Source organism: Phycisphaerae bacterium, from assembly GCA_019636475.1.
In the GTDB taxonomy this organism is placed as follows: Bacteria; Planctomycetota; Phycisphaerae; order UBA1845; family UTPLA1; genus JADJRI01.
This window is the reverse complement of record JAHBXN010000007.1, coordinates 131,752-155,549: the sequence shown is the minus strand read 5'-3', so window position 1 is coordinate 155,549 and position 23,798 is coordinate 131,752. Positions and strand designations below refer to the sequence as shown.

The following is a 23,798-nucleotide window of genomic DNA, read 5'->3' as shown; positions in this document are numbered from 1 at the left end:
TTCCCCCTCAGGCGCTCTTCAAGGCTGCAAGCGCGTGACGAGCGGCGTCGTATCCGGAATTCAGTTCCAAGGCCCGACTAAACTGGCGACGTGCCTCCGACGTGGCACCCTTTTTCTGGTAAAGCTGACCCATCAGCAGATGCACATCGGGGTAGTCCCCGCCGAATTGGACCGCTTCGTCGAGCCGATTCATCGCCTCATCCGTCTGGTCGGCCGTCGCACGAAGCCGAGCCAGGTGGATCAGCGCCTGCACATACTTCGGATTGATCTCCACGGCCTGGTCGGCCCGGGCCAGCGCTTCCCGCGTCATTCCGAGCCGTTCATACACCCGCGAGCAATGAAGGTAGAGATCCGCATAGCCGGGCTGGCGCTCGATTGCCCGTTCCAGAACGGCCGCCAGCATGGGGAACAATTCTCGATCGGCTTCACTGAACGGCAGGCCGAAGAACGATTCCACGAGTTCCGGGTCTTTTGCAACCAGTTCTCCCAGCGTATCAAGAGAGCGGTCGTCCACGACGCCGAGCCGGCCCTGAATCGGATCCATCGCCAGTTTGATGCAGGTCGTCTGCGCTGCCTCGACTGCCATGACCAGCATGAGTGCGATCGACGCATCCTGCGGTCGCAGCTTTTGAGCAATGGCCAGTTGCTCGACTGATTCAGAGAGATCGCCCGCCGCCGCAAGGCTCAGTCCCAGGCGTGTGCGAGCGTCGGCGTCGAGCGGTGCCAATTCGACGGCTTCCATCAGCACACAGACGGCGTCCTCATATCGCTCAGCCGCGCCGTACAGCAGACCGAGTTGAATGCGGACGTCGAGTCGATGGGGGGCGTCGTCAATCGCCTTGACGAGTGTTTCAACGGCCTGCTCAAATCGACCGTCGCGGGCGAATGCGTGGGCGAGGCGAATCGGCCGTTCGGGATCGGGACAACCCACCACGTTGTCACGCTCGATCTCGGCGGCCGCCAGGTCGAATTTGCGCTGGGCGGCGTAAGAAGCCGCGAGGTATTTCGATAGCGTTTCCGAACCGGGATTCAGTTGGCGCGCGGCCGTAAGTTGTTCGATCGCTTCAGCGTGACGGCCCGATCGCAGTTGCTCGATTCCGAGCATCATGTGGGCCTGACCGAGATAGAAGCGAGCAAGGGTTGCGCACAGATGCGTTGAGCCCGCAGCACGCCGCAGCGATTCGACGGCATGCAGGTAGTGTCCCGCTTCGAGCGCGGCGATGCCTTGTTGATAGGCGAGCGCTTCGGCGTCGGAATTCGAAGAACTTTGACTTCGATCGAGCATTATTTATTCCCGCATGGGCGGCTGCGTCCGAGAAGGCGCGGCACGCAAGAACGACTTTCCGGTGAAACTATCGGCCGCATCGGAATGGGAGATTACGTCCCGGAATCGGCAAATTCCGCGTGTGAATCGCGAATCAGGTAAGACCCCTTGTCGCGCCGTTATCGGGAGATAGGATGAACGAACTGCTCAGTCAGAGGGTGTTCACGGAATGAACGCCCTCGGTAAATGAGGTGCAAGGATGGCCGCCACCGCGAAGGAACGCACGCCCAACCAATCGGACAGCGCTGATCAGATGCAGTTTTCGTTTGAGACGACGCCGGCGGTTGTTCCGTCCCGGCAGATTCCACCGGAACCCGAAATGCCCAACAAGCCCAGAATCCCCGTCGCCGCCAAATCCAGGAGTTCTTCGCGCAAGACGCCGGAATCGGATCGCGACGATTCGAAGAAGCCGCCGTCCAGGAAATTCGCGACGGCCGAATCGATGTCGAAGTCTCAGCGCGAGATTTCCGTTTCAGAGTTCTTCGCCAAGAATCGCCACCTTCTTGGCTTTGACAACAAACGCAAGGCCCTGCTCACGACCGTCAAGGAGGCCGTCGACAACAGTCTGGATGCCTGCGAGGAAGCCGGAATTCTTCCGGATGTCGCCGTGCGGATCGAACAGACCGATCCAGATCGATTTCGTGTCACGGTGCGTGACAACGGCCCCGGTATCGTCAAGTCACAGATTCCCAACGTTTTCGGGAAACTGCTCTACGGATCAAAATTCCATCGGCTGAAGATGAGTCGCGGGCAGCAGGGCATTGGCATTTCGGCGGCGGGAATGTACGGCCTGCTGACAACGGGCAAGAGTGTCAGGATCACGTCGCGAACGGGCGACAAAAAGGACGCTCATTACTACGAGTTGCAGATCGACACCAAGAAAAACGAGGCCAAGATCGTCGAAGACAAGACCGTTCGTGTCGAATGGGGACACGGCACCGAAGTCGCGATCGAACTGGTCGCCGAGTATAAGAAGGGCCGAGGCTCCGTCGATGAATATCTGGAGTTGACGGCCATCGCCAATCCTCATGCGAGCTTTTCTTTCGTCGATCCCGCCGGAGCCGTGATGGAGTTTTCGCGTGGCACCTCGACGGCGCCGGAGCCGCCGGTCGAAATCAGGCCACACCCCTATGGAATCGAACTCGGCGTGCTGATCAAGATGCTCCACGACACGAAAGCGGGAACCCTGTCGCAGTTTCTTCAGCATGAATTCAGTCGCGTCGGACCTGGGGTCGCCGCTGCCATCTGCGAGAAGGCCGGCTTGAGCACCCGCGCCCGCCCGGTGACGATCGGTACGCACGAGGCCGAGACGCTCTACAAGGCGATGCAGGAGACGCAGATTCGCCCGCCGCAGACTGACTGCCTTTCACCGATCGGCCCGGAACAGATCCTTGCTGGCTTGCTCAAGGGCGTGAAAGCGGAATTCTTCACGGCCAACACCCGCGCGCCCGCCGTGTACCGCGGAAACCCGTTCCAGATTGAAGTGGGATTGGCGTTTGGCGGCGAATTGGGTCCGGATCCATCGGAACAGCCGGAGGAGCCTCAGAACGAGGCCAAGGTTCGCCGTGGAAAAGTCGTCAATGAAACGCGTCAGCCGACCCAGGCGAAGCTCATGCGCTTCGCGAACCGGGTACCATTGCTCTATCAATCGTCGGGCTGCTGCATCACCCGCAGCGTCGCCGAGCTTGATTGGCGCCGATACGGACTGTCCCAGCCGAATGGAGCGTTGCCGCAGGGGCCGCTGGCCATCTTCGTGCACCTTGCGAGCGTGTGGGTTCCGTTCACCAGCGAGGGCAAAGAGGCGATCGCGGACTACGATGAAATCCGAAAGGAAATCAAACTGGCCGTGCAGGAGTGTGGTCGCCGCCTCCAAACCTACCTGAATCGCCGCCAGAAGAAGAAATACGAAGCCGACCGGCGGAGCATTTTCGAACGCTACATCGGCGAGCTGGTATCGTCCTGCTCAGCGATCACAAAAATCGATGCCGCAAGACTTGGTGAGGATCTCCTGACAATCTCAAGGCGCGTCACTGCGCGGGCCGACGTCGAATTCGAGATGGATGGAAAGATTAAGAAGGATGACGCCGCGCCGGGCAGCGAGTACGGAGAACACACGATCGTTGTCGATTCAAGAGGCGGGACCGCAAACGGCCCTCTCTTTGATGAAGCGAATTAACCAGTTACGCCTCAATCAGGCCCTTCGGCCCGGTGGTCATCCAGCACGAGGACATGCCGGCCACCGACCGTTCGGTGTCGAAGACGCCGGGACTTCAGGCTGACGAATTCGCCTCCCGGCCAATTGCGCCTTATCATCAGGACATGCCGCGCCGTCCGTTCCACAATGGGATGGGCCGGTCATTACACTCTCCCAATCGGAAGCAAGCGTGCTGCTGGCAATTCCAATCAAGACCGATTCTCCCGTTCGCCGTGCGCCCTATGTCAATTACGGCCTGATCGGGCTGAATGTCCTCATTTTCGTAATCACAAACGTAATCGGTGTCAGCGGACTCGGCGATCAGATCAAGGACCAGTATCACTTGAATCCGGTGGGTCCGGAGCTGTCACAGTTCTTCACCTATCAGTTTCTTCACGGCGACATCATGCACCTGCTGGGCAACATGCTTTTCCTCTGGATTTTCGGAAACAGCGTGAATTCGAAGATGGGGCAGATTCCGTACCTGCTCTTCTATCTTTCGGCGGGCGTATTTGCAGGGGTCGGTTTCGTTCTGACTTCACAAAATCCGTGTATCGGGGCCAGCGGTGCCATTGCAGGCGTGACGACGGCCTTCCTCGTGCTTTTCCCGCACAGTCAGATCACTTTGTTCTATTGGTTCTGGTTCTACATCGGCACGTGGCATATTCGTGCCATTATTCTCATCATTGTGAAAATCATCCTCTGGGACAACATCATCTCGCCAGGCCTGTCAGGAGGATTCGCCTATTCGCAGGTTGCCTACGAGGCGCACATCGCCGGATATCTGTTTGGCTTCGTGGTCTGCTTCGTTCTCCTGATGATCAGGGCGTTGCCCCGTGATCAATACGATATCGTGGCGATCGTGCGACGCGGCAGACAACGCCATATCATGCGCTCAATGATGGCCGATCCGGCCGCGCAAGCCCGTGCGATCTACGGGCGAGTCGCGGAAGTTCCAGGCGAGCAGCAGATCGCGGAGCGGCTGTCACCGGAGGAGGAGGCCCTCGTTCAAATGCGTTCGAGGGTCATCGAACTGCTCGCAAACGGGGACTACACTGGCGCGGCCGATGCCTATGAGGCGCTTCTTGCCCGCGATCCGGGACAGGTGCTGTCACGTCAGGCGATGCTGGCCGTAGCGAATCAATTTGTCGCAATGAGCCGCTACCCGCAGGCGGCCGCCGCCTACGAGAAATACCTGAAGACCTACCCGCGCGACACCGAGAGTCCGCGCGTTCAGTTGATGCTCGGTATCATCTACGCGAAGTACCTGCAGCAACATGCCACGGCTGAGCCGCTGCTGCGGGAATCCGCGGACAAACTGACCGACCCTGAACAGCGGGCACAGGCCTCGCAATGGCTCGATGTCGTGCTCACCGCGCTCGGTCGCGGCCACACGACCGCCTAGCGCCGATCGGCGGGGTCGATGTTCCTGCTTGCATAGTCGGGGAGGTTGCGGGAGCCGAACATGAATCGAATTCCATCAGATCGCGCATATGTTCCGGCAGTCAACGGCCTCGTCCTGCTGGTATTCGGCTTCTTCTTCGCCATCAATGTCTTTACGAATCATGGGCCGTTTTATGTGTTTTCCATTCACGCATACAACTGGACGCTGCGAGTCGGTGGTCTGCTGCTGTTGGCTGCTGCCGGACTGTGCGCCGCTGGCCGGCGACTGGGACCGCTGCTTCATTCCGTCTTTTCATTGACGGCGGGGGTTATTCTTTTCGCATGCGTGGTGACCTGGTTCGCTTTTGAACGAGGCTTCGACTTGATTAACATCCTCTCCCTGCTTATCGCCGGCAGCCTGATTCGAAGCGGTTGCGCCGGCTGGATGCTCTGGCGTGCGGCGGCCGCCGACGTGGCGGACCGCGCGCAAAGGGTGCAGATTGACGAAATATCGGTGGTCAAAATCTCATCCAGTGTGCTGCCATCCGCCGACGAGCCGCCTCCACCCGAAGGCTATCTCGCGGCGCTCGCGAAAGAGCATCGCGATCAACGCATGGCGAATCGCGATCAGCGCAAGGCGAATCTCGATCAACGCAAGGCGGAGTGACCACGCGTCGGATACATGGATAGAGTCAGGTCAATGTCACGATACTCAAGGCAGATTATTCAGGAACAATTCGGGCCGGCGGCTCAGGACCGGCTTGCCCAGGCCAGGGTGACGCTCATCGGCTGCGGAGCACTGGGCACCGTCATTGCCAACACGCTCGCTCGCGCCGGTGTGGGTTATCTGCGCTTGGTCGATCGGGATTTTGTGGAGTTGAACAATCTTCAACGCCAGGTGCTTTTTGACGAATCGGACGCCCTGAACGGCGTGCCAAAATCCGTCGCGGCCGCGAGCAAACTGGCGATCGCGAATTCTGAAATCACGATCGAGCCGATCGTCGCCGATGCACATGCCGGCAACATCGAGTCGCTCATAAATGGCGCGACGGTCGTGCTGGATGGCACCGACAATTTCGAGACGCGATACCTCATTAACGATGCAGCCGTAAAGCAAAATCTGCCGTGGGTATACGGCGCATGTGTCAGCGCCGAGGGCATGGTCATGCCGATCATACCCGGCGCCACGCCCTGTTTGCGGTGCATTTTCGATGCGCCGCCGCCTCCCGGCGTCAGTCCGACCTGTGATACGGCCGGCGTGCTCTCGCCGATCGTCAATATCATCGCCAGCATCCAGTCGATGGAAGCCATGAAAATCATGATCGGAAGGACCGATGCGCTGGTGCGCCGGCTCGTCCAGTTCAACGTTTGGACTGGAGAATTCACGGCGTTTGAAATGCAGGCAGCACTGGATGCGGGCGACTGTGCCTGCTGCCGACAACGCCAATTCGCGTACCTCGACGGCACGCAGACCGGCAGAACCGTCACACTATGCGGTAGAAACGCTGTCCAGGTGCGTCCCGCGTCCGATATCTCGATCCGGCTGGAGGAAGTCGCGGAACGTTTGAAATCCGCGGCCAAAAATCCACCGCGATTGAACCGATACTTGTTACGTTTCGAGGTGGATCAATATGAAATCACATTATTTCGTGATGGGCGAGCAATCATCAAAGGTGTGAACGATGTCGAAGCAGGCCGAACTATCTATGCGAGATACATCGGGGCATGACGCCTTCACAAGCCGGAGTTCCGCGCGCTCCGCGAGCGTGACACTCTTCCAGCCTCGTGCCCGATGCTCTCGTGCGTATGCGAGTTGGACCCTCGTTGTTCTGGCGATGGGCCTGCTATCCACCGGCTGCGTCGAATTCAATCATTTCGGGCAGATCAGCGACCGTCAGGGCACCTGGCCGGTCAACGATGTCGTCATCTCTCAACAGCAGTCCGACGGATCGTGGAAGCGGATCGGCAATTCCGACGGCAAGGGCAAGTGGAATATCCTCAAGGCGAACATCAAGGGTGGCGGGCGAATCAAACTTGAGAAGCCCGGTTACTACACCCTGAACATGTCAGAGAGCGAATTCCTGCAGCAAAACAATATTCTCCTGGAGGCCAGCGATGATTCATATCAGAGCGGCCGCACCGGAAGCTCATGGGATCTCGGCCGATAGGGCAGTTGCAAATTCACAATTGCAATTCACGGGGGTTGTCCAGTGGACACGGCGGACGGTATCACGACTTGGGCGGTATTGGGATTGTTCAGTCTCGTGAGCCTCCGCATCTTCGCTGCCGAACGCGAAGCCTCCTGCTGGGTGGCCCGGCAGCTTCAGGAAAGACAGCGAGAGGCCAGCCAGGCAAAATCTCGATCCGGCGATGTTGAGATCGTGGGCGGCGCGTCGAGCGACGTCGCCGATGTCGTCCCGGTGGTCGAGTAAGTGAGCGTATTGTGAGGAGGGGGGCCTGGCGTCTGAATCGCCGCCGTGTCCTCACTGTCTGTCCGGCATACGCGGAGGCTCGTTGCGCCCCGTTCGCAAGAGCAAATCGCGTCATTCTCATCAAAAAAAGTCGACATTTCATCGCCGATTTCACGGCCTAGCCAAGTCAACACGGACTCGCTATAAAAGTAGCCCGCTCAGCGGCATTGGCTCGTTCAGTGCGTTCAAAATGCCAGGCCGCTGCGGAGTACATGCCCGACGGTGTCCCGCGCCGGCGGACAGGACGCGACTTCGACGTGCGGGCTGCAATGAGTCTCTGAGCAGATTCGGTATATGCAGGATCGGTGTGCCGCCTCTCGTCTCGCGGTGACGGGAGCCCACGGAGATTGGTGAGTGAGCCAGATCACACTGCCTTGGATCGAGCGAAGCCCCGAGAAACTGGCAAGTTACCGTAGAAAGGCCGTGACGCGCCTTCTGGGGTTGGGGTTCGTAAGTCTTGCGGTTGCCCTCGTCGCGACCTTTCTGCATCGTCTGGCCGACGTCTCGTTTGCGATCGATCCTTTCAATCCCGATGCACTCTCCGATGCGAAGATCATCCCCTTCTTTATTCTGTGTCTTGGCGCCGGCCTTGGCGGGTTGACGTTTCTGGCCGCGGGCCTGGCGGTCGCCTCCTACGAAGGCATTGGGCGGATTCTCAAGGCGCCTTATGTCGCCTTCGTGATTTTTCTCTCCGCCCTCGTTGGGGTTTGCCTCATCGTCTGGTTGCATGCCTTCGTTTTTTCGCTGGTTGAGGTAGCCGCTGCGTCGAACGCGGGAGCTCCGGCACACACCATCCCGGTTCTTGGCATCGAATATCCCCTCAGTTCCTCACAGATATACGAGGCCATGCGGAATACACCGCTCGGAATTCCGTTCATGGAATCTGCCCGGCTGAGCATCCCGCCTGTTGCCTACCTGCTTTGGCCGTTGCAGTTTGTCCTGGTTCGCGATGTGGTGGCCTTGGCGGGAATCATTGGCTTTATCAGCATCATCCCCGCGTTCGGTATCTGGTGGGAGCGCAAAGTGGCTGGTCGAATTCAGTCGCGAATGGGGCCGATGCGCACTGGCGGCTGGCACGGATGGGCGCAGTCCGCGGCGGACGGTATCAAGCTTGTTTTCAAGGAGGATTTCATCCCCTCCGGCGGCGACCGGCTGCTGTTCAAGCTCGCCGTCTATATCGTCTTTATCCCGCCTTTGCTGGCGTTCATCGCGCTGCCGTTTGCCGGAGCGTGGGTGTTCCGTGATCTCGATGTTGCATTGCTTTTCATCCTTGCGATGCTCGGCATCGAAGTGCTCGGCGTGATTCTTGCCGGCTGGGCCAGCAACAACAAGTGGTCGGTCTATGGCGCGATGCGCGAGGCCTGCCAGATGGTCTCCTACGAAATCCCGATGGGGATGTCATTGCTCATTCCGGTCATGATGGCCGGCTCGCTCCAGCTGACGACGATCACTGACATGCAGGCCGGTGGGTTCTGGAACTGGTTTGTCTTTGCGAACCCCTGGTGCTTCATCGCGTTTTTCGTTTACTACACCGCCGCGCTGGCGAGTTGCAAACGCGCCCCCTTCGATCTTCCGGAGTCGGAGTCGGAACTGGTCGCCGGCTTTCTCACGGAGTACAGCGGAATGCGATGGTCGCTGTTCTTCTTCGGCGAGTATGTCGCGATGTTCGTGGTCTCGGGGCTGGCCGTCATTCTCTTCCTCGGCGGCTGGAAATCTCCGGTGCCGGAAGCATGGGTTGAGAGTCTTGTCCTGCAGATGGGCGTTGCTGAAAACATGATCGGCACGGTCATTCGCGGCGTCCTCAAGGAAGGGCCGATTCTGTTCCTGCTCAAGGCGGCATTTTTGTACTATGTGCAGCTCTGGATTCGCTGGACACTGCCTCGAATTCGAATCGATCAGGTCTTGTACGCGTGCGTGCAGGTGCTGCTCCCGCTCACGATGGTTGTGCTGTTGGCGAATACACTCTGGATACTGGGAGTGGAGCATCTGAAACTGGGTTGGCTCGTCGCGGTTGATGCGGCGCTGCATTGGATACTCGTGGCGATCGGTGTCGTGGTCACCCTCGCGATGCTTGGTATCGCGGCATTCGGCTACAAGAACAATCGGCGGCTCGTCGGCAGCATGGCGGCGCAGCAGCTTCCAGGTGCGTGAGGTCCCGGCCGTGGAATCGACGGTGCGATGCTTGATCTGCCGATCGCAAACTGAAGAAGGCTTCATTGTGGATCGAGGGCATGGAAACAGCCGGCAGCAACAGGAATGGTGGGCCGGCCCCCCGGAGCGTTCATTTTGGGCTGGACTGAAGAAGCCCGACGAAGTCGTTCGCGTGCGGGCAATGCGTTGTGTGAAGTGCGGCTTCCTGATGGAATTCGCCGGACCAGTTACGAATCAGTGATCGTGTAGCCATGGATGTTCTTGCCTTTTATATCTTCGCGGCGCTCGTGCTTGGTAGTGCGCTCGGCATTGTCGTCTCGAAGAACATCGTGCGAACGGCCGTCTGTCTGCTCGGAGCGCTCGGAGGCGTAGGGTGTCTCTATTTCCTTCTCGATGCGAATCTGCTGGCGGCCATCCAGTTGATTGTTTACGCGGGAGGCACGCTCATCCTGATTGTCTTCGGCGTCATGCTCACCAGTCAGTCGCCCTGGGTCGGCTTCAAACCCACGCGATCTCAGACGGTCGGTGCGGTCATCGTCGCATTGCTGCTGGCTCTCGGTCTTATCACCTTGACCACCACGGCCGACTGGAATGTGTCGTCAACCGCGCCCCTCGCCGCCTCGCCGACCGTCGCCGAGGTCGGTCATTCGCTTCTGACAACCTATCTCGCGCCCTTTGAGGTGGCGAGTGTGCTGCTGCTCGTCGTGATGATCGGCGCGGCCTACCTGGCGAGATCGGAGAAGTAATCCGGCAATGACCCAAATCGGACTCAATCACTATCTTGTTCTTTCCGCGCTGGTTTTTTCGCTTGGCATTTTGTGCATGGCCACCAAGCGCAATGCCATCGGAATCCTCATCGGCGTCGAGCTTGTGCTGAATTCGGCGAACATCAACCTCGTTGCTTTCAGCAAGTACACCGCCGGGGCGGCCGACGGACACATATTCGCGATATTCATCATTTTGTTGGCGGCGGCCGAGGCGGCCATCGCCATTGCCATATTCATGAATTTCTATAGTGCCCTTCGGACGATCGACGTGGATCGGGGCGATGAGTTGAAAAATTAGCTCGAGCACGGCCGCCGTGCATTGAGATTTTCGAGATATGTCACCAAGCCAAACGATGGAACTGTGTCTGGCACTCGGCGTGCTGATCCCGCTGATCAGCTTTGCCTTTCTTGCATTCTGGGGACCGGCGCTTGGGAAGCCCAAGTCTTCCTGGGTCGCGCTGGCCGCCATCGGCCTCAGTTGCGGCTTGTCGACCTATGTCTTGCTTCAATGGCTGGGAATGGACGAGGCGGCTCGTTTCGCGGCTGAGCACGGCGCGTTTCGATACGACTGGGGTCGGATCGGATCAATCCCGATCACCGTAGGTGTCAAGCTCGATGCGCTGACTGTCATCATGTACTTCATGGTGACGTTCATCGCTTTCTGGATACATTTCTTCTCCATCGGGTACATGGCGGGTCATAGCGACGAGGTCGATGGCAAGAGCAAGTACCACCGCTTCTTCGCATATCTATCGCTGTTTTGCTTTAGTATGCTGGGTCTCGTGATTTCCAGCAGCCTGCTCTTCCTGTTCATATTCTGGGAACTCGTCGGCCTCTGTTCATACCTCCTGATCGGATTCTACTTCGAACGAAAGTACGCGAGCGACGCCGCGATGAAGGCGTTCATTACCAATCGCGTCGGCGATTTCGGCTTCATCATCGGCCTGGCGATGGTCGTTCTGTACATGAAGACCTTCGATCTTGATGCTGCGGCCGCCGCTTTCAGCGATCAGTTCGTTCATGGAACCGGCATCTTCGCCGCGTCCATCAACCTCTTCGGCTGGCAGGTTTCGGGGATGCTGCTGGCCACGTTGATGGGCATCGGACTGTTCTGCGGCGCAATGGGCAAAAGCGCACAGTTTCCCCTGCATGTGTGGCTTCCGGATGCGATGGCCGGTCCCACTCCCGTGTCCGCCCTCATCCATGCGGCAACCATGGTCGCCGCTGGCGTTTATCTCGTCGCTCGTGTGTTCCGGCTTTTGACGCCCGACGCCCAGTTCTTCATCGCGTCCATCGGGTGCATCACGCTGGTGCTGACCGCGCTCATCGCGCTGACCCAGACCGACATCAAGAAAGTACTGGCCTATTCCACTTTGTCTCAGCTCGGATACATGATCTTCGGCCTCGGTGTCGGCGCCTGGATCGCCGCGCTGTTTCACCTCATGGCGCATGCCTTCTTCAAAGCCATGCTCTTCCTCGGCTCCGGTCAGGTGATCGAAGGCTGCCACCATGAGCAGGAAATCACCAGGATGGGCGGCCTGCGCAAGAAGATGCCGGTCACCTGCTGGACTTTCTTTCTGGGTGTTCTTGCCATTTCCGGCTTCGGGATCCCGGGGACGCAGATCGGCCTTGGCGGATTCTTCAGCAAGGACGAGATCCTTGCGGTGTCATTCGAACGGCATCACAACATTCGAAATGATGAGTCCGGCGAAATGGTGGATCGAGGCGCAGCCGAGTCCGGTCTGGCAGATCGCGAAGTTCCGCAGATCAGCAGATTGGCCGCGTCATCAGGCCCATCGGCCGCGTCGTCCGTTCAACATTCGATCCGGTTGGTTTCCGAGCCGGCGCCCGCGCACGGTAAGGATGCCCACGCCGCTCACCACGATCATCACGCAACGGGAACACCGCAGAAGCTCGAGATCGCATCGACGCTTCGCAACATACCGGCCTGGATGTTCTGGTGTCCGATCATCATCGCCTATGTGACGCCGTTCTACATGATGCGGTGCTGGTGGCTGACATTCATGGGTAGGCCGCGCGACCATCATGTGTACGACCACGCCCACGAAAGCCCGATGATGTACATCCCGCTCGTCGTGCTTGGCGTCGGGACCATTTTCTGCAGCTATTTCATGTTCCGGCCGCTGATTGCGGATGCCGGGGCGAAGGGCGCCGATGCAGCCGCCGTCGTCGCGATCGACGGCCACGCCCATTCGCTCGAGGAAGTGCCGAGTGCCGTGTTGACGTCACAAAACGGCACGACCGAAAGGTCGCCGACCATGCTCACGCTGACCCATGGCGGTGAGCACGACGCCCACGCATGGCTGGCCCGGTATGTCGGTTTTTCGTGGGTCATCGGCATGGGGCTCGCGGCAATGCTTTATTGGAAGGGGCTTGCGGCGGCGGCCCGTGTCAAGAAATCACTCGGCATCGTCGCAACATTCGTCGAGCGAAAATACTACATCGACGAGGCGTACAATACCTGTCTCATCATGGGCTGCCGCGTCGTCGGTGTCGCCTGTTCGGCATTCGATAAGATCATCGTGGATGGCATGGTGAACATGGCCGGCTACTTCACAAAGGGAGTTGGAATCTTCGTCGGCCGGCAGCTGGACATGGCCGTGAGAAAGACCGACATCGGCGCAGTCGACGCGCTGGCCAATGGCATCGCCGGTGCGGTTTACGACGTCGGCTCGATCATTCGCAGGCCCCAGGACGGCCGCATTCGCACCTACGTCACGGTCGCCGCGGGAATCGCCGCGGCGGTTCTGGTTGCCGTGATTTTCAAGGAGGAAATTGGCGAAGGCCTGGCGAGGATCCGGCACACGTTTTTTATGGCGGAATCCTTGAATTCATAGGATCGCCGGCTTGAAAAATAAACGATTCATCGGCCGGACAGCATTGCGACCGGTCAGCTGAGCAAGACTAGTAGTCAGAGGTTCGATATGGAGAGCATTCTCAACTGGATTATCTTCACCCCATTGATCGGCGCGGTCCTCGTGCTGTTGGCGCCGGGGAAGCAGGCTCGGTCGATCGCGCTGCTGACGACTTTTGTTGTCATGGTTCTGTCTTGTATGACGTTCGGTCCGTTCCTGACGGGCGAATACGGCAGCGGCGGCTACGGCCAGATGCAGTTTGAAAGCAAAATGCCCTGGATTCAGGTCGGAGGCTTCAACATCTTCTGGCACGTCGGCATGGACGGCTTGTCGTTCCCGCTCGTGATTCTGACCACGTTGATCACGTTTCTCTCGGCGTGGGCCAGTTGGAATTTCGAGCATTGGAATGTCAACAAGGGGCCGAAGGGCTTTTTCTCCCTGTTTCTTATTCTGGAAACCGGCGTATTGGGTACGTTTTGTGCTCTGGATTTCTTCCTTTTCTACATCTTCTGGGAAGTCATGCTGCTGCCGATGTATTTCCTGATCGGCGTGTGGGGCGGTCCTCGGAAGGAGTATGCCGCGATCAAGTTCTTCATTTACACCCTCGCAGGCTCGGTCCTGATGCTGATTGCGCTGCTTGCCATGTACTACATGAGTGCGGATCTGCTCGGCGGAATCGGCACTTTCAACCTGATTGAGTACGCAAACAACGAAGCCATCAAGCAGGTCTTCAATTCCCCGGCGACGACATTCCTTGGATGGAACTTCGGAATCTGCATGTTTGTGATGCTGTTCATCGGCTTCATGATCAAGGTCCCGCTCTTCCCTTTCCATACATGGTTGCCCGACGCGCACGTTGAAGCGCCGACCCCGATTTCCATGATCCTGGCCGGCATTCTTCTGAAGCTCGGTTCGTACGGGTTCCTACGTGTCTGCTATCCGATTTTTCCGCAGGCGGGCGCGGATCTCGCATATTGGGTCGCGATGCTTGGCGTGATCAACATCATTTACGGTGCGTTCTGTTGCTTGGCCCAGACGGACTTCAAGCGGCTCGTGGCATACAGTTCGATCAGCCACATGGGCTACGTGGTTCTCGGTTGTGCGATCATGACCGATGTCGGTTTCCAGGGGGCGATGTTCCAGATGTTGGCGCACGGAATCAGCAGCCCGATGTGCTTCTTCCTGGTCGGCGTGATCTACGACCGCGCCCACCATCGCGACCTTAATCGCTTCGGCGGACTGTGGCTCGCCATGCCGAAGTACGGATCAATGGCGACGCTCGGCTTCTTCGCATCGCTCGGGTTGCCGTCGCTTTGCGGATTCATCGGGGAAATCTGGGTGCTGCTGGGCACGTTTGACGCGCCGTTTGGCTGGGCCAAGCCGATGGCGGTTGTCGCTGCCTTCGGTGTCGTACTGACGGCGGCATACATCCTTTGGATGATCCAGCGCGTTTATCTCGGCAAGCTGCGTGAGGAATACGCTCATTATCCCGACGCGACCGCTCGCGAAACCGCCATCCTGTTTCCGATGGCCGTCCTGGCGATTTTTCTCGGGATCATGCCGAAATACACCTTCGAATTGATGAACGGAACGATCGATCATCTGATCACCGTGGTATCGCCGGCGGTGAAGGCGGTGGCCAGCGCGGCGATCGGAGGCTGACGGAGGCATGTCGTTCGTGAACCTGATTCTAGCTGAAATCTGGATGCCTTCTGCCGGCGACCTCGGAGCCATCGGGCCGCTCTGGGGCTTTGTCGTGACGATCGTGGCCATTTTGATCGCCGCGCTTTGCATCGGGCGAAACTGGCGCGTGACCGGCATGCTGGCCGGGCTTGGCGCTGCGGTCACGGCCTGGTTGGCGATGCGCAATGTCATGTCGCCGTCATCGAACTGGGCGGGCTTTGCTCCCGGTACCATGCCGATGTTCATCGCCGACCAGTTCAGCGCATTTTTCATGCTGCTCGTCTGCGTTTTCATGCTGCTCGTGACCGGTCTGTGGTGGATGGGGCAGACCTCCGGCCTGTCGGATCGGGTGACCCGCAAGAATGACGCTGTCGAGTTTTTCATCCTGTTAATTGGCAGTGCCTTCGGCATGTCGATGATGGTCAGCACGACCAACCTGCTCATGATCGTGCTGGCGGTGGAAATGGCGTCACTTCCCTCGTACGCAATTGCCGCCTTCCGCAAACACCATCGACCGGCGGCCGAGGCCGGGCTGAAGTATGTTCTGTTCGGCGCGGTGACCAGCGCCATGATGATCTACGGCGCGTCGCTGCTGTACGGAAACTATCACACGCTCGATCTCTCTGACATCGGCCGACAGATCAAGAGCGATGGCGCCCCGACGTTGCTGATGAGTGTTTCGCTCTTTGCATTCATGATCGGCGTCGCGTTCAAGGTGTCGGCCGTTCCGTTCCATTTCTGGTGTCCGGACGTTTTCGAGGGTGCGTCGATCGAAGTCACGACCTGGCTGAGTGTGGCCAGCAAGGCGGCCGGGCTGGGACTCATGCTCCGAATAATCTGCGTGCTGACATTCCAGATCGCTTCGCCGCAAACGCTTGATGCAGTGGCGATGGCGGTGGCGTTGATGGCGGCACTTACATGCACGGTCGGCAATTTGTCCGCGTTTCGCCAGACAAACATGAAGCGCCTGCTTGCATTCAGTTCGATCGCACATGCCGGCTACATGTTGATGGCCGTCGCGATCGTCTGGATGAATGAGGGTCATCGCACCGAGGGGGCGGCACATCCCGGCTTCAGCGCGATGGTGGGGTACATCACCATCTATTTGATCATGAATCTCGGCGCGTTCGGCGTCGTCGCGATGGTGTATTGGGCCACCGGCAGTGAGTCGATCGATGCGATGAAAGGGCTCATGCGGCGCAGTCCGGTTTTGGCCGTGATGATGGTTGTGTTTCTGTTCAGCCTTGTGGGCCTGCCTCCGATGGGTGGGTTTATCGCGAAGCTCTACTTGCTCTACGCATTGTGGGGCGCGGGATGGACGAGTCTTGTCATCGTGGCTGTGTTCAACACGCTGATCTCGCTCTACTACTATGCCCGGGTGGCACGGGCGATGGTGTTCGAGGACGATGGACAGCCGGTCTTTCGTGCACCCCTGGCGGGTCAGGCCATGGTCACCCTCTGTGCAATTCTGGTGCTTTACACGGGAACGATGGGCGCCGGCTGGCTCAAGTCATTCTCGGATAATCGCTCGCGGGATTTGTACTCGGTGGTGGAGACGCGGGACGCGCGGACGGGCGGCGTCGCGGTCGCTGGACCGGAGTCCGCGGGCGTGCAGGAGGAAACGGCGGGACAGTCGTCAGCTCGATCCGCCGCGGCTCAATTGCGGTAATTTTTGGTATGGCAAACGATCAATCCGTGAACGTGCTCAACAGGCTGCTCCTTGCGGAGTATGAGAGTGTCATTTCGCGACTGGAGCAGGTCGATCCGTATGTGAGCATGTTGACGGCCGACGACCGGAGTCAGATTTCGCGTTTGCTTCGAGACGCTCAGCAGCATCGGCGCGAACTATCTGAGATGATCCTGAATCTGCGCGGAGCGCCGATTCCCCCTCGTTACTCGACGGTGACGGGTGGAATGCACTACGTCAGATTGTCCCACCTGATGCCTGAGGTGCTCGCCGATCTGCGCCGCCTGATTTCGGTGTACGAATCGGCTGCGGGCACCAGCGGCAATCGCGATGCGGACGCGCTGATTTCCACAATCCAGCAGAACTATCGTCGGAATCTTTCCGCGCTGGAAAAACTTCAGGGCCTTCAGCCCGCGAAAGCCTCCTGAAATTTCACCGAATGCGGACGCCGGCTCCGCCCCAACAGCGGCCCGTCCCGGCGCGCGCACCTGCCGTGGAAGCGCCGAATACCAGGTCGCGGCGCTGACTTGCGATTTTCGTGAATTGATTGTCGCGGACGTGGACTATTCCGGCTTGTCGCCGCTGTAGTCGTAAACCCACTTCTCAACCGCGCGGGGATATTCGAGCAATTCGTCAGGCTTGAAGTACAGTCCAATCTCGAATGCGGCGGCCTCGGGCGAGTCGGATCCGTGGATGAGATTGAAGCTGTTTGACAGGCCGAAGTCGCCGCGGATGGTGCCTGGCTCGGCATTGCTGCCGAATGTGGCGCCCATCATTTTTCGTGCAACTGCAATGGCATTGTTCGCGCGCAAGACGAGGACGACGACCGGGCTGCTCGTGATGTACTGCAGAAGTCGCGGGTAAAATGGTTTGGACTTGTGGACGCCGTAGTGTCTCTCCGCGAGTTCCCTGGAGATCTGCATGGCCTTCAATGCAAGAATCTGAAAGCCCTTCTCCTCGAAGCGGGTGATGATTCGTCCGGCCACGCCGCGCTGGAGGGCGTCGGGTTTGAGAATGATAAGGGTGTTTTCCACGGTACTTTGTCCTTCTTGTTTGGAATGGATGGATCGTGTGGTGACGTCCTGATAATCGTGCGAACAGTGTAGCGGCCGCGAAATTGTCGTCAAACGCACCCGGCTCAGCGACCGATGGGCCCCACGGGGCCGGCGGCGCCGTGGCATTTTCAGCATGCCTCTGGTTAGGAGATTCGAGCGCCAGCGGCTTATAATGACGGTATACGATTGAAAGTGGCGCCGAGGCTGAAACGGGCCCACGTTTTGAAAGTGCGAGGCGTGATATGATTGACGGTTCGGGCATTGCCATTCGACTGCTCGCGGGTACGGGCCTTTTGGCAGCGGCCTTCGGGCTTGCATCTGATCACATCCACTCTTTCAGCGATCGGACCCATTCCCATGGGACGACCATCGCGACACCGGGACATGTCGAAGGGACGTTGCCGGCTCCGCCGACATCCGAACCGGCGGATGGGGGCGGCGAAGCGACTGGTGCAGGGGATGATTCCGCAACCGGGCCGGACAAGGCGCTGACCTACGCGCAGGTCAGCCGCATTCGATACATGGAACTTCGCGGGATGCGAAAACCCTCGATGACGGAACCGGACCGTGTCACAGTGCGGATCTCGCGTGACGTCATTGATGAGTTTCTGCTTTCAATGGAGGGAGACCCGAATTTTCGCGAGGACCGCGACCGACGGAATTTCCTGAAGATGACGCCGCCTCAGAAGCTGCACACGATCGCCAAATACAAAGGAGCCGCCTACGCCGACAAGGTTCGCATTACCAGCGATCCGGAGGTGTTCGTTGAATTCCGAAAGAATGTGCTTCCGCATGTGCTGCGGGGCTGCGCAACGACAGGCTGTCATACGAGCACGAATCGCAGCGCGCCTGGATTCGCATTTCTTAATGATCCGAAGCGCACGACGCTGTCCGTGTATTCGAACTTCCTCATTCTCAACGATCTCCGCGTCGATAAGAGACGGATGATCGATCGAAGCCAGCCCGAGAATTCGCTCATTCTGACTTATCTTCTTCCGCGTAATGCCGTGCTGCCTGAGTATCGGCATCCCGGCACGGCAGACATCAAGCCGCTCTTCCCGTCGCGCAAACACAAGCTCTATACGCGGATTCTGGCATGGATCGCATCGCTGAAGCATCCGTCCGAGGATTATGGCGTTAGGCTCATCGAAACGACGACAATGCCGAGCGATGATGATGGCGGCGATGCGGACGCGACCGAGCCTGCAGATTCGAATTGAGGGGCTAAAGCGAACCGGACGGCAGCGGCTTCTCCTCAGCGATTTGAGAGAGGGCGGACAGCGGTTCCACTTTCTTTGACGGCTGTGACGTTGGCGCCGGCTGCGAGGTTGATCGATTGATGACGGAGGGCACTCCCTTCGTCAGCGCGTCTTCAGCGACTTTCCCGATTCGGCTGAGAAAGTCGGTCGTCTCTTCCGTTGGCGCCGGCTTGGTTGAAAACGACGGCGCTTCGAAAACGATCGTCGCCTGAGCATCGATCTCGTCAAGTTTGCTGATTGGCTTGGACGGTGTGGGGGTCAGGCCGCGAGCCGCGCCCTGCGCGATCAGTTCGGGCAGCCGGTAAGGATTTGTGACGCCCGTCGCGAACGACTTCAAGTTCTCCGCAATCACCGGATCCTGACTATTGAGCCAGGCATAGACGCGGTTCAGTTCCTCCTGTTTGCTGTCGCGCTGCAGCTCCAGTTCCTGCTTTTCCCGCACGACACGCTCGCGCTCCTGGGCGATCTCGCGCTTCTGCTGTTCGAGATTCTGATTTTGAGCGCGGAGGTCTTTCGAATAACCTCGAATGAAGATCACAACCGACGCTGCGACCATCAGAACGGCCGCGATCGACCCCAGCGCCGCACGATGTCGCCAGATGGTCTTTCGCATGAAGTAAATGATGGTCGGCGGACGAACCGAGATCGGATTGCCTTTGAGATAGTTGTCGATGTCCGAGAGCAGGATATCGATCGACTGGTAGCGCCGGTCCTTGCTCTTCTCCAGCGCCTTCATCATGATGGCCGACAATTCCACAGTGACCTTTCGGTCCACGAGGTGGGGCGGCGTCGGCTCGGCGTGCGCGATGTTGTCAAGCACGCGGCCCATGGAAACCGCCGTGTCGTACGGCATTTTTCCGACCATCATTTCGTAGAGCACGACGCCCAGTGAATAGATATCCGTTCGGGTATCGACGCCGGCCGGATCGCCGGCGGCCTGTTCGGGCGACATGTATGCGGGCGTTCCGACAATCTGAGCGGAGACGGACATCGAAAGATCGGAGAGTGCACTGATCTTCGCGAGACCGAAATCCAGCACATGCGGCTCGCCCTCGGCGTCGACGAGGATATTGGTCGGCTTCAAGTCGCGGTGCATGACACCGCGCTGATGGGCATGACGAACCGCGCCGCAGATTTTGGCGAAAAGTGTCAGGCGCTCATTGAATGACAGGCGATTGGCGGTGAGAAAGTCGGTCAGTGAGACGCCCTTGATGTACGCCATGGCGTAGTACATCCGGCCTTCACACTTCCCGCTGTCATAGATCGGAATGATGTTGCTGTGGCGCAGCTGCGCGGCGACTTCGATCTCGCGTTCAAATCGTTTACGAGACTGGTCGGATGCAAGCGGACCTTCGAGTAAAACCTTTAGCGCGACCTGACGCTTGGTGCTGATCTGCACCGCCTTGTACACGATGCCCATTCCGCCGCGGCCGATGAGGCGACTGATCTGGTAGCCGTCGATTCGTGGAAAATGCTGTGAGTCCGGCGGTTCGGCGGTCGCGGAACTTCCGCGCAGGTCGACGGTCTCGTCTCCGGGAAGTTTTTTGGGAGCTTCGGAAGACCCGGAAGCCGGCAGGAGTCTGATGCTCTCGAAATGCTCCCGAAGCACCGCCGCATGTTCGGCATGTTCCGCAAGGAAACGCTCCTCGGTGAGCGGTTCCCCGCCTTCGCGCCGGTCGAAGAACTCGTTGATGAGGGCGCCAATGACTTCCGCACCATCATCCTGACCGGAATGCTGCAAATTGTTGTTTTCGGACGTCATTCGTATCGCGAGTTTGCGCGGTTCTGGCTGCTCCCTGTTGTCAAGAATCCGTACGTCGTTGCTGGAAAAGGAGTTCCGGAAATTCGTACCATGTGCGCCTCCGGCGAAATCGGCTGACCGGATTCGCGAGGGTTCATCGGTTCTCGCTCCTCGTGGCGGAGACTGTCGGCCAGTGGCCGGGATTTAGTACGTCGCAACCCTCTCGTTGGTCCCAATTCAATGCCTCAATATTAGGTTAGCACAAAATTGGCATCGTCCGATTACAAAACAAGACGAGGATTCGACCGATGCGCGGTCATTCTCTCCGTGTATTCTACACTCAAGAACGGTTATTGTGACATTGATACCGGAATCGGTGATTCTGATGGCGTTTGCAGGGACCGACCGGCGGCGCGGAGGCGACGTAAATCGTGTCTGATGCGAAGGAAACGCAGATTCTGATCGATGAGGCCCGAAAAGGCGATGAATCGGCCGCCCAGCGCCTTCTGGTTTTGTATCATCCCCGGCTGCGGGCGCGGCTTCAGCGGCAGATGGATCATGTCATGCGCTCGAAGATTGAGGCGGAGGACATTCTCCAGCAGGTTTATCTGGAGGCGTTTCGAGCGCTAAACCAGTTTACCTATCAAGGCCCGGACTCGTTTCTGCGCTGGCTGAATGCGATCCTCGATCGCAAGTTAATTGACGAACATCGAGCGCTTCGCGCGGAACGGCGCGACGTGCGTCGGGAAGTGAAGCAGACGGCGGCTTCGGGGAATCAGACCACTTATGTTGATCTGATGGCCCGGATCATGTCTAGCGGTACGACCCCGAGTCGGGTCGTTCGCAAGACGGAGGCGGTCAACGCGATAGAGGATTGCCTGGCGAATCTGCCGGAGCACTATCGCGAGGTGATTCAGATGCGATTCATCGAGGGGCTTCCGGTCGCGGCAGTCGCCAAACAACTGGACCGGTCCATCGGATCGATACACATGATCTGCCATCGGGCATTGAAGCAACTTCGTGAAGAGGCGGAGAAGAAGGGCCTCACCCACGAGGAATGAACCGGGCCTTTTGTCAGATTCACAATCGGTCGGGATACCGCCGGGAATCGTCCATCTCGACGCGGCAAGGATTGCCTCGGCGCGATATGCTGGCATTCATGATGCCCGATTCGCTGACCCAGCTTCATCATTCCATCTGGCGAGAACTCGCCGAAGCCGTCACGGCCGATGGGCATCCTTTTCGATTTGCGGCTTTTTCGACGATTTCATCCGGCCGGTCCGGCGCCGATGAACCGTCCTCGCCGGACGTGCGGATGGTTGTGTTGCGGGCGGTTGACATCGGGCGGCGCGAATTGAGCTGCTATTCCGACGTTCGGGCGGCCAAGGTGACGCAACTTAGGCACTTCGAACGGGCGGCGTGGTTGTTCTATGATCCGACGCGGCTCGTTCAGATTCGAGCATTCGGCGGGGCGGTAATCGAGACGGGCGGCGAAATAGTGGATGCGGCATGGGAGGCCGTGGACGGCCTGAGTGTGATGAATTACGCGTCGGCCTCCGCGCCCGGCGAGTTGATAGCATCGCCGGGCGGCGTCAGCGGGTTGGCGAGAACGGCGGCGCATCTGGCCGTTGATCGCGAATCGGCTCGACGGAATTTTGCGGTCATCCGCACGACGATTGACGAGATGGATTGGCTGCAACTGGGGCTGACGGGACACCGGCGGGCGCGATTGACTTATACGGCGAGCGACACGAGCGGACACTGGGTGCAACCGTGAAGACGGCATGGCGTTTCATGCCTCATCGGCTGCGGTGACAGGATCAGGCGGATTGACCAATGAAACCGGGCTTGGTTGTCGGACTGGAACGAGAGACGCAATTCATCGTGACAGAGGACATGTGTCCTGCGTTCGACGGCGTGGTCGTGCACCGCGTCTGTGCGACATGGACGGTCGTGCAGTATATGGAAATCGCCGGTCGCCTCGTGCTGGCGGGTTTTCTCGAGGCCCATGAAGAAGGGGTCGGCACGCATGTGAGCTGCGATCATCACGCGCCCGCGCCAGTCGGATCCATGGTGCGCGTGGTGGCGAAGGCCAGCTCGGTATCGGTTCGCGAACTGGTGTGCGAGACGCGGGCATTTGTTGGCGATCGGCTGATTGCGACCGGTCGGACCGATCAGAAAACGATGCCGCGAACCGTCCTGCAACGGCTGCTCGGGGAGCAGTGATCCGTGGCGACTCCTGTTGGCGAATCGGCAGGTGGTTGAAAACCGCGGTTCTCGCGAGAAATGCGGCGTCATCCGTGGATGGCGCAGTTCGGCGATTTCAGGAACCCGCGGGCGCGTCGGCTTCCATGCACTGATCGAGCTTCTGCCGGCCACGAAAACCTGAATCCATCTCGTGCCAGTGAGCGATGCGCGGCTCGCCCAGCCGCCAGCAGAACTCGACGGGCCTGCCGTTGATGAAGGCGAGATAGTCGACGACGCCTCGCTCCCAATCCTTTAACTGGCATCCGATCTGCTCGAGTTCCTCGATGAGGTCCTGCAGGGCATCGAGCTCGTCGGCATATTGATCGCGCAACCGATCGAGCTGTTCCATCGAATGATCGTGGTCATCGGCGTGGCACCGCTCTTCGATGCGGCAGATCTGCTTATGCCTTGCGACGATGTCGGCGACGATTCGAGACACGAGCGGCAGTGTTCGATTGGCCTGGGCGAGTGTGAATATTTTGCGGCCGCGTAGGTGGCGGCTTTTCCGGGCGATCGCTGTGGTGCCGAATGCTTCCATGTAAACCTCTTTTGGCAGATTCGACGATTGTCTGGCACGGACGTGTGTCGATCGATTCGGCGATGCACGCCCGAACTCGCGACTGATAGGGTCCGACGCAATGCAGTCCCAACGGACGCGAAGGAAGCCGCACACATAAAGAGTGCTTCTTTCGTTGCATTACAAGGATCGAAAATACCACTCTGAGTAATGGAAATCAACGAGCATACTGATCGATTTGGTGGTGGTGTCCGATATTCACGAGAGACTGCGACGTGGCTGCTTCGCGCGGATTGTGTAACGTGTTCGGACACGCATTGACAAGCTTCGATGCGATGTGGCTTTGTGAAAGCGCGCGCGAATCAGAGAGGAATTGTGCATGGAATCGCGCACTAAGCCGCTCCGCGCCAGCGTGATTGTTACCGGACTGCATTTCGCGAAAT

The 23,798-nt window shown here is 58.7% G+C and carries 21 protein-coding genes; 17 read left to right on the top strand and 4 right to left on the bottom strand.

Translation table 11 applies throughout. The features are described from left to right. Positions 1-7 precede the first annotated feature (7 nt). Complete coding sequence (locus tag KF841_12695; GenBank protein MBX3396214.1) at positions 8-1,285, bottom strand: tetratricopeptide repeat protein; 1,278 nt, start codon at positions 1,283-1,285, stop codon at positions 8-10. Between the two features lie 358 nt (positions 1,286-1,643). On the opposite strand from KF841_12695, the gene KF841_12690 reads away from it, so the two are divergent. From KF841_12690 to KF841_12630, 13 genes are all read left to right on the top strand, one after another. Further along, the gene (locus KF841_12690; protein ID MBX3396213.1) at positions 1,644-3,500 is read left to right on the top strand and encodes a DNA topoisomerase VI subunit B; all 1,857 of its coding nucleotides are present in this window, start codon (positions 1,644-1,646) and stop codon (positions 3,498-3,500) included. 208 nt (positions 3,501-3,708) lie between these two features. Then, positions 3,709-4,923 carry a rhomboid family intramembrane serine protease gene (locus tag KF841_12685; GenBank protein ID MBX3396212.1) on the top strand — a complete coding sequence of 405 codons (1,215 nt, stop codon included), beginning with the start codon at positions 3,709-3,711 and terminating at the stop codon, positions 4,921-4,923. Positions 4,924-4,983: 60 nt separating this feature from the next. Beyond that, a complete protein-coding gene (locus KF841_12680) occupies positions 4,984-5,568 on the top strand; it encodes a hypothetical protein (GenBank protein ID MBX3396211.1) in 585 nt (194 codons plus the stop codon). A gap of 15 nt (positions 5,569-5,583) precedes the next feature. Then, on the top strand, positions 5,584-6,630 hold the full coding sequence (locus tag KF841_12675; GenBank protein MBX3396210.1) for a ThiF family adenylyltransferase: 1,047 nt from the start codon (positions 5,584-5,586) through the stop codon (positions 6,628-6,630). Beyond that, positions 6,608-7,069 (top strand): hypothetical protein, encoded by a 462-nt coding sequence (locus KF841_12670; GenBank protein ID MBX3396209.1) that lies wholly within the window; start codon positions 6,608-6,610, stop codon positions 7,067-7,069. Before KF841_12675 ends, KF841_12670 begins: the two co-directional genes overlap by 23 nt. Positions 7,070-7,165: 96 nt before the next feature. Next, on the top strand, positions 7,166-7,333 hold the full coding sequence (locus KF841_12665; protein MBX3396208.1) for a hypothetical protein: 168 nt from the start codon (positions 7,166-7,168) through the stop codon (positions 7,331-7,333). Between the two features lie 393 nt (positions 7,334-7,726). Continuing rightward, positions 7,727-9,523 carry an NADH-quinone oxidoreductase subunit NuoH gene (gene nuoH / locus KF841_12660; protein MBX3396207.1) on the top strand — a complete coding sequence of 599 codons (1,797 nt, stop codon included), beginning with the start codon at positions 7,727-7,729 and terminating at the stop codon, positions 9,521-9,523. A 251-nt stretch (positions 9,524-9,774) separates the two neighbouring features. Then, positions 9,775-10,269 (top strand): NADH-quinone oxidoreductase subunit J, encoded by a 495-nt coding sequence (locus KF841_12655; protein MBX3396206.1) that lies wholly within the window; start codon positions 9,775-9,777, stop codon positions 10,267-10,269. A gap of 7 nt (positions 10,270-10,276) precedes the next feature. Then, positions 10,277-10,588 (top strand): NADH-quinone oxidoreductase subunit NuoK, encoded by a 312-nt coding sequence (gene nuoK / locus KF841_12650; protein MBX3396205.1) that lies wholly within the window; start codon positions 10,277-10,279, stop codon positions 10,586-10,588. A 55-nt stretch (positions 10,589-10,643) separates the two neighbouring features. Beyond that, complete coding sequence (locus tag KF841_12645) at positions 10,644-13,148, top strand: NADH-quinone oxidoreductase subunit L (protein MBX3396204.1); 2,505 nt, start codon at positions 10,644-10,646, stop codon at positions 13,146-13,148. Between the two features lie 96 nt (positions 13,149-13,244). Continuing rightward, entirely contained in the window at positions 13,245-14,828 is a 1,584-nt protein-coding gene (locus KF841_12640) for an NADH-quinone oxidoreductase subunit M (protein MBX3396203.1), read from the top strand. Positions 14,829-14,835: 7 nt separating this feature from the next. Next, positions 14,836-16,518, top strand: a complete 1,683-nt coding sequence (locus KF841_12635; protein ID MBX3396202.1) for an NADH-quinone oxidoreductase subunit N — start codon at positions 14,836-14,838, stop codon at positions 16,516-16,518. A gap of 8 nt (positions 16,519-16,526) precedes the next feature. Continuing rightward, positions 16,527-16,964, top strand: coding sequence for a hypothetical protein (locus KF841_12630; GenBank protein MBX3396201.1), 438 nt, complete (start codon positions 16,527-16,529; stop codon positions 16,962-16,964). Positions 16,965-17,099: 135 nt separating this feature from the next. Here the strand turns inward: KF841_12630 and ndk are convergent, their stop codons facing one another. Continuing rightward, positions 17,100-17,570, bottom strand: a complete 471-nt coding sequence (ndk, locus tag KF841_12625; protein MBX3396200.1) for a nucleoside-diphosphate kinase — start codon at positions 17,568-17,570, stop codon at positions 17,100-17,102. A gap of 263 nt (positions 17,571-17,833) precedes the next feature. On the opposite strand from ndk, the gene KF841_12620 reads away from it, so the two are divergent. Beyond that, a complete protein-coding gene (locus KF841_12620; protein MBX3396199.1) occupies positions 17,834-18,811 on the top strand; it encodes a hypothetical protein in 978 nt (325 codons plus the stop codon). A 4-nt stretch (positions 18,812-18,815) separates the two neighbouring features. Here the strand turns inward: KF841_12620 and KF841_12615 are convergent, their stop codons facing one another. Then, positions 18,816-20,612 (bottom strand): protein kinase, encoded by a 1,797-nt coding sequence (locus KF841_12615; GenBank protein MBX3396198.1) that lies wholly within the window; start codon positions 20,610-20,612, stop codon positions 18,816-18,818. A 410-nt stretch (positions 20,613-21,022) separates the two neighbouring features. Between KF841_12615 and KF841_12610 the strand changes: the two genes are divergently transcribed. The 3 genes from KF841_12610 to KF841_12600 all read left to right on the top strand — a co-directional run bounded on the left by KF841_12610 (position 21,023) and on the right by KF841_12600 (position 22,817). Continuing rightward, positions 21,023-21,652 (top strand): sigma-70 family RNA polymerase sigma factor, encoded by a 630-nt coding sequence (locus KF841_12610; protein ID MBX3396197.1) that lies wholly within the window; start codon positions 21,023-21,025, stop codon positions 21,650-21,652. An 86-nt stretch (positions 21,653-21,738) separates the two neighbouring features. Continuing rightward, entirely contained in the window at positions 21,739-22,368 is a 630-nt protein-coding gene (locus KF841_12605) for a hypothetical protein (GenBank protein MBX3396196.1), read from the top strand. A 59-nt stretch (positions 22,369-22,427) separates the two neighbouring features. Beyond that, positions 22,428-22,817: a thioesterase gene (locus KF841_12600; GenBank protein ID MBX3396195.1), complete on the top strand. Its 390-nt coding sequence runs from the start codon at positions 22,428-22,430 to the stop codon at positions 22,815-22,817. Between the two features lie 97 nt (positions 22,818-22,914). Here the strand turns inward: KF841_12600 and KF841_12595 are convergent, their stop codons facing one another. After that, positions 22,915-23,376 (bottom strand): DUF2203 domain-containing protein, encoded by a 462-nt coding sequence (locus tag KF841_12595; GenBank protein ID MBX3396194.1) that lies wholly within the window; start codon positions 23,374-23,376, stop codon positions 22,915-22,917. Positions 23,377-23,798: the final 422 nt, after the last annotated feature.

Bases quoted from the DNA above. Each gene is read 5' to 3' on its own strand.
- KF841_12680 (MBX3396211.1), top strand. From the start codon at position 4,984: ATGAATCGAATTCCATCAGATCGCGCATATGTTCCGGCAGTCAACGGC.
- KF841_12695 (MBX3396214.1), bottom strand. From the start codon at position 1,285: ATGCTCGATCGAAGTCAAAGTTCTTCGAATTCCGACGCCGAAGCGCTC.
- KF841_12655 (MBX3396206.1), top strand. From the start codon at position 9,775: ATGGATGTTCTTGCCTTTTATATCTTCGCGGCGCTCGTGCTTGGTAGT.
- KF841_12620 (MBX3396199.1), top strand. From the start codon at position 17,834: ATGATTGACGGTTCGGGCATTGCCATTCGACTGCTCGCGGGTACGGGC.
- KF841_12630 (MBX3396201.1), top strand. From the start codon at position 16,527: ATGGCAAACGATCAATCCGTGAACGTGCTCAACAGGCTGCTCCTTGCG.
- KF841_12600 (MBX3396195.1), top strand. From the start codon at position 22,428: ATGAAACCGGGCTTGGTTGTCGGACTGGAACGAGAGACGCAATTCATC.
- KF841_12670 (MBX3396209.1), top strand. From the start codon at position 6,608: ATGCGAGATACATCGGGGCATGACGCCTTCACAAGCCGGAGTTCCGCG.
- KF841_12675 (MBX3396210.1), top strand. From the start codon at position 5,584: ATGGATAGAGTCAGGTCAATGTCACGATACTCAAGGCAGATTATTCAG.
- KF841_12635 (MBX3396202.1), top strand. From the start codon at position 14,836: ATGTCGTTCGTGAACCTGATTCTAGCTGAAATCTGGATGCCTTCTGCC.
- KF841_12595 (MBX3396194.1), bottom strand. From the start codon at position 23,376: ATGGAAGCATTCGGCACCACAGCGATCGCCCGGAAAAGCCGCCACCTA.
- KF841_12615 (MBX3396198.1), bottom strand. From the start codon at position 20,612: ATGACGTCCGAAAACAACAATTTGCAGCATTCCGGTCAGGATGATGGT.
- KF841_12690 (MBX3396213.1), top strand. From the start codon at position 1,644: ATGCCCAACAAGCCCAGAATCCCCGTCGCCGCCAAATCCAGGAGTTCT.
- nuoK (MBX3396205.1), top strand. From the start codon at position 10,277: ATGACCCAAATCGGACTCAATCACTATCTTGTTCTTTCCGCGCTGGTT.
- KF841_12605 (MBX3396196.1), top strand. From the start codon at position 21,739: ATGCTGGCATTCATGATGCCCGATTCGCTGACCCAGCTTCATCATTCC.
- KF841_12645 (MBX3396204.1), top strand. From the start codon at position 10,644: ATGGAACTGTGTCTGGCACTCGGCGTGCTGATCCCGCTGATCAGCTTT.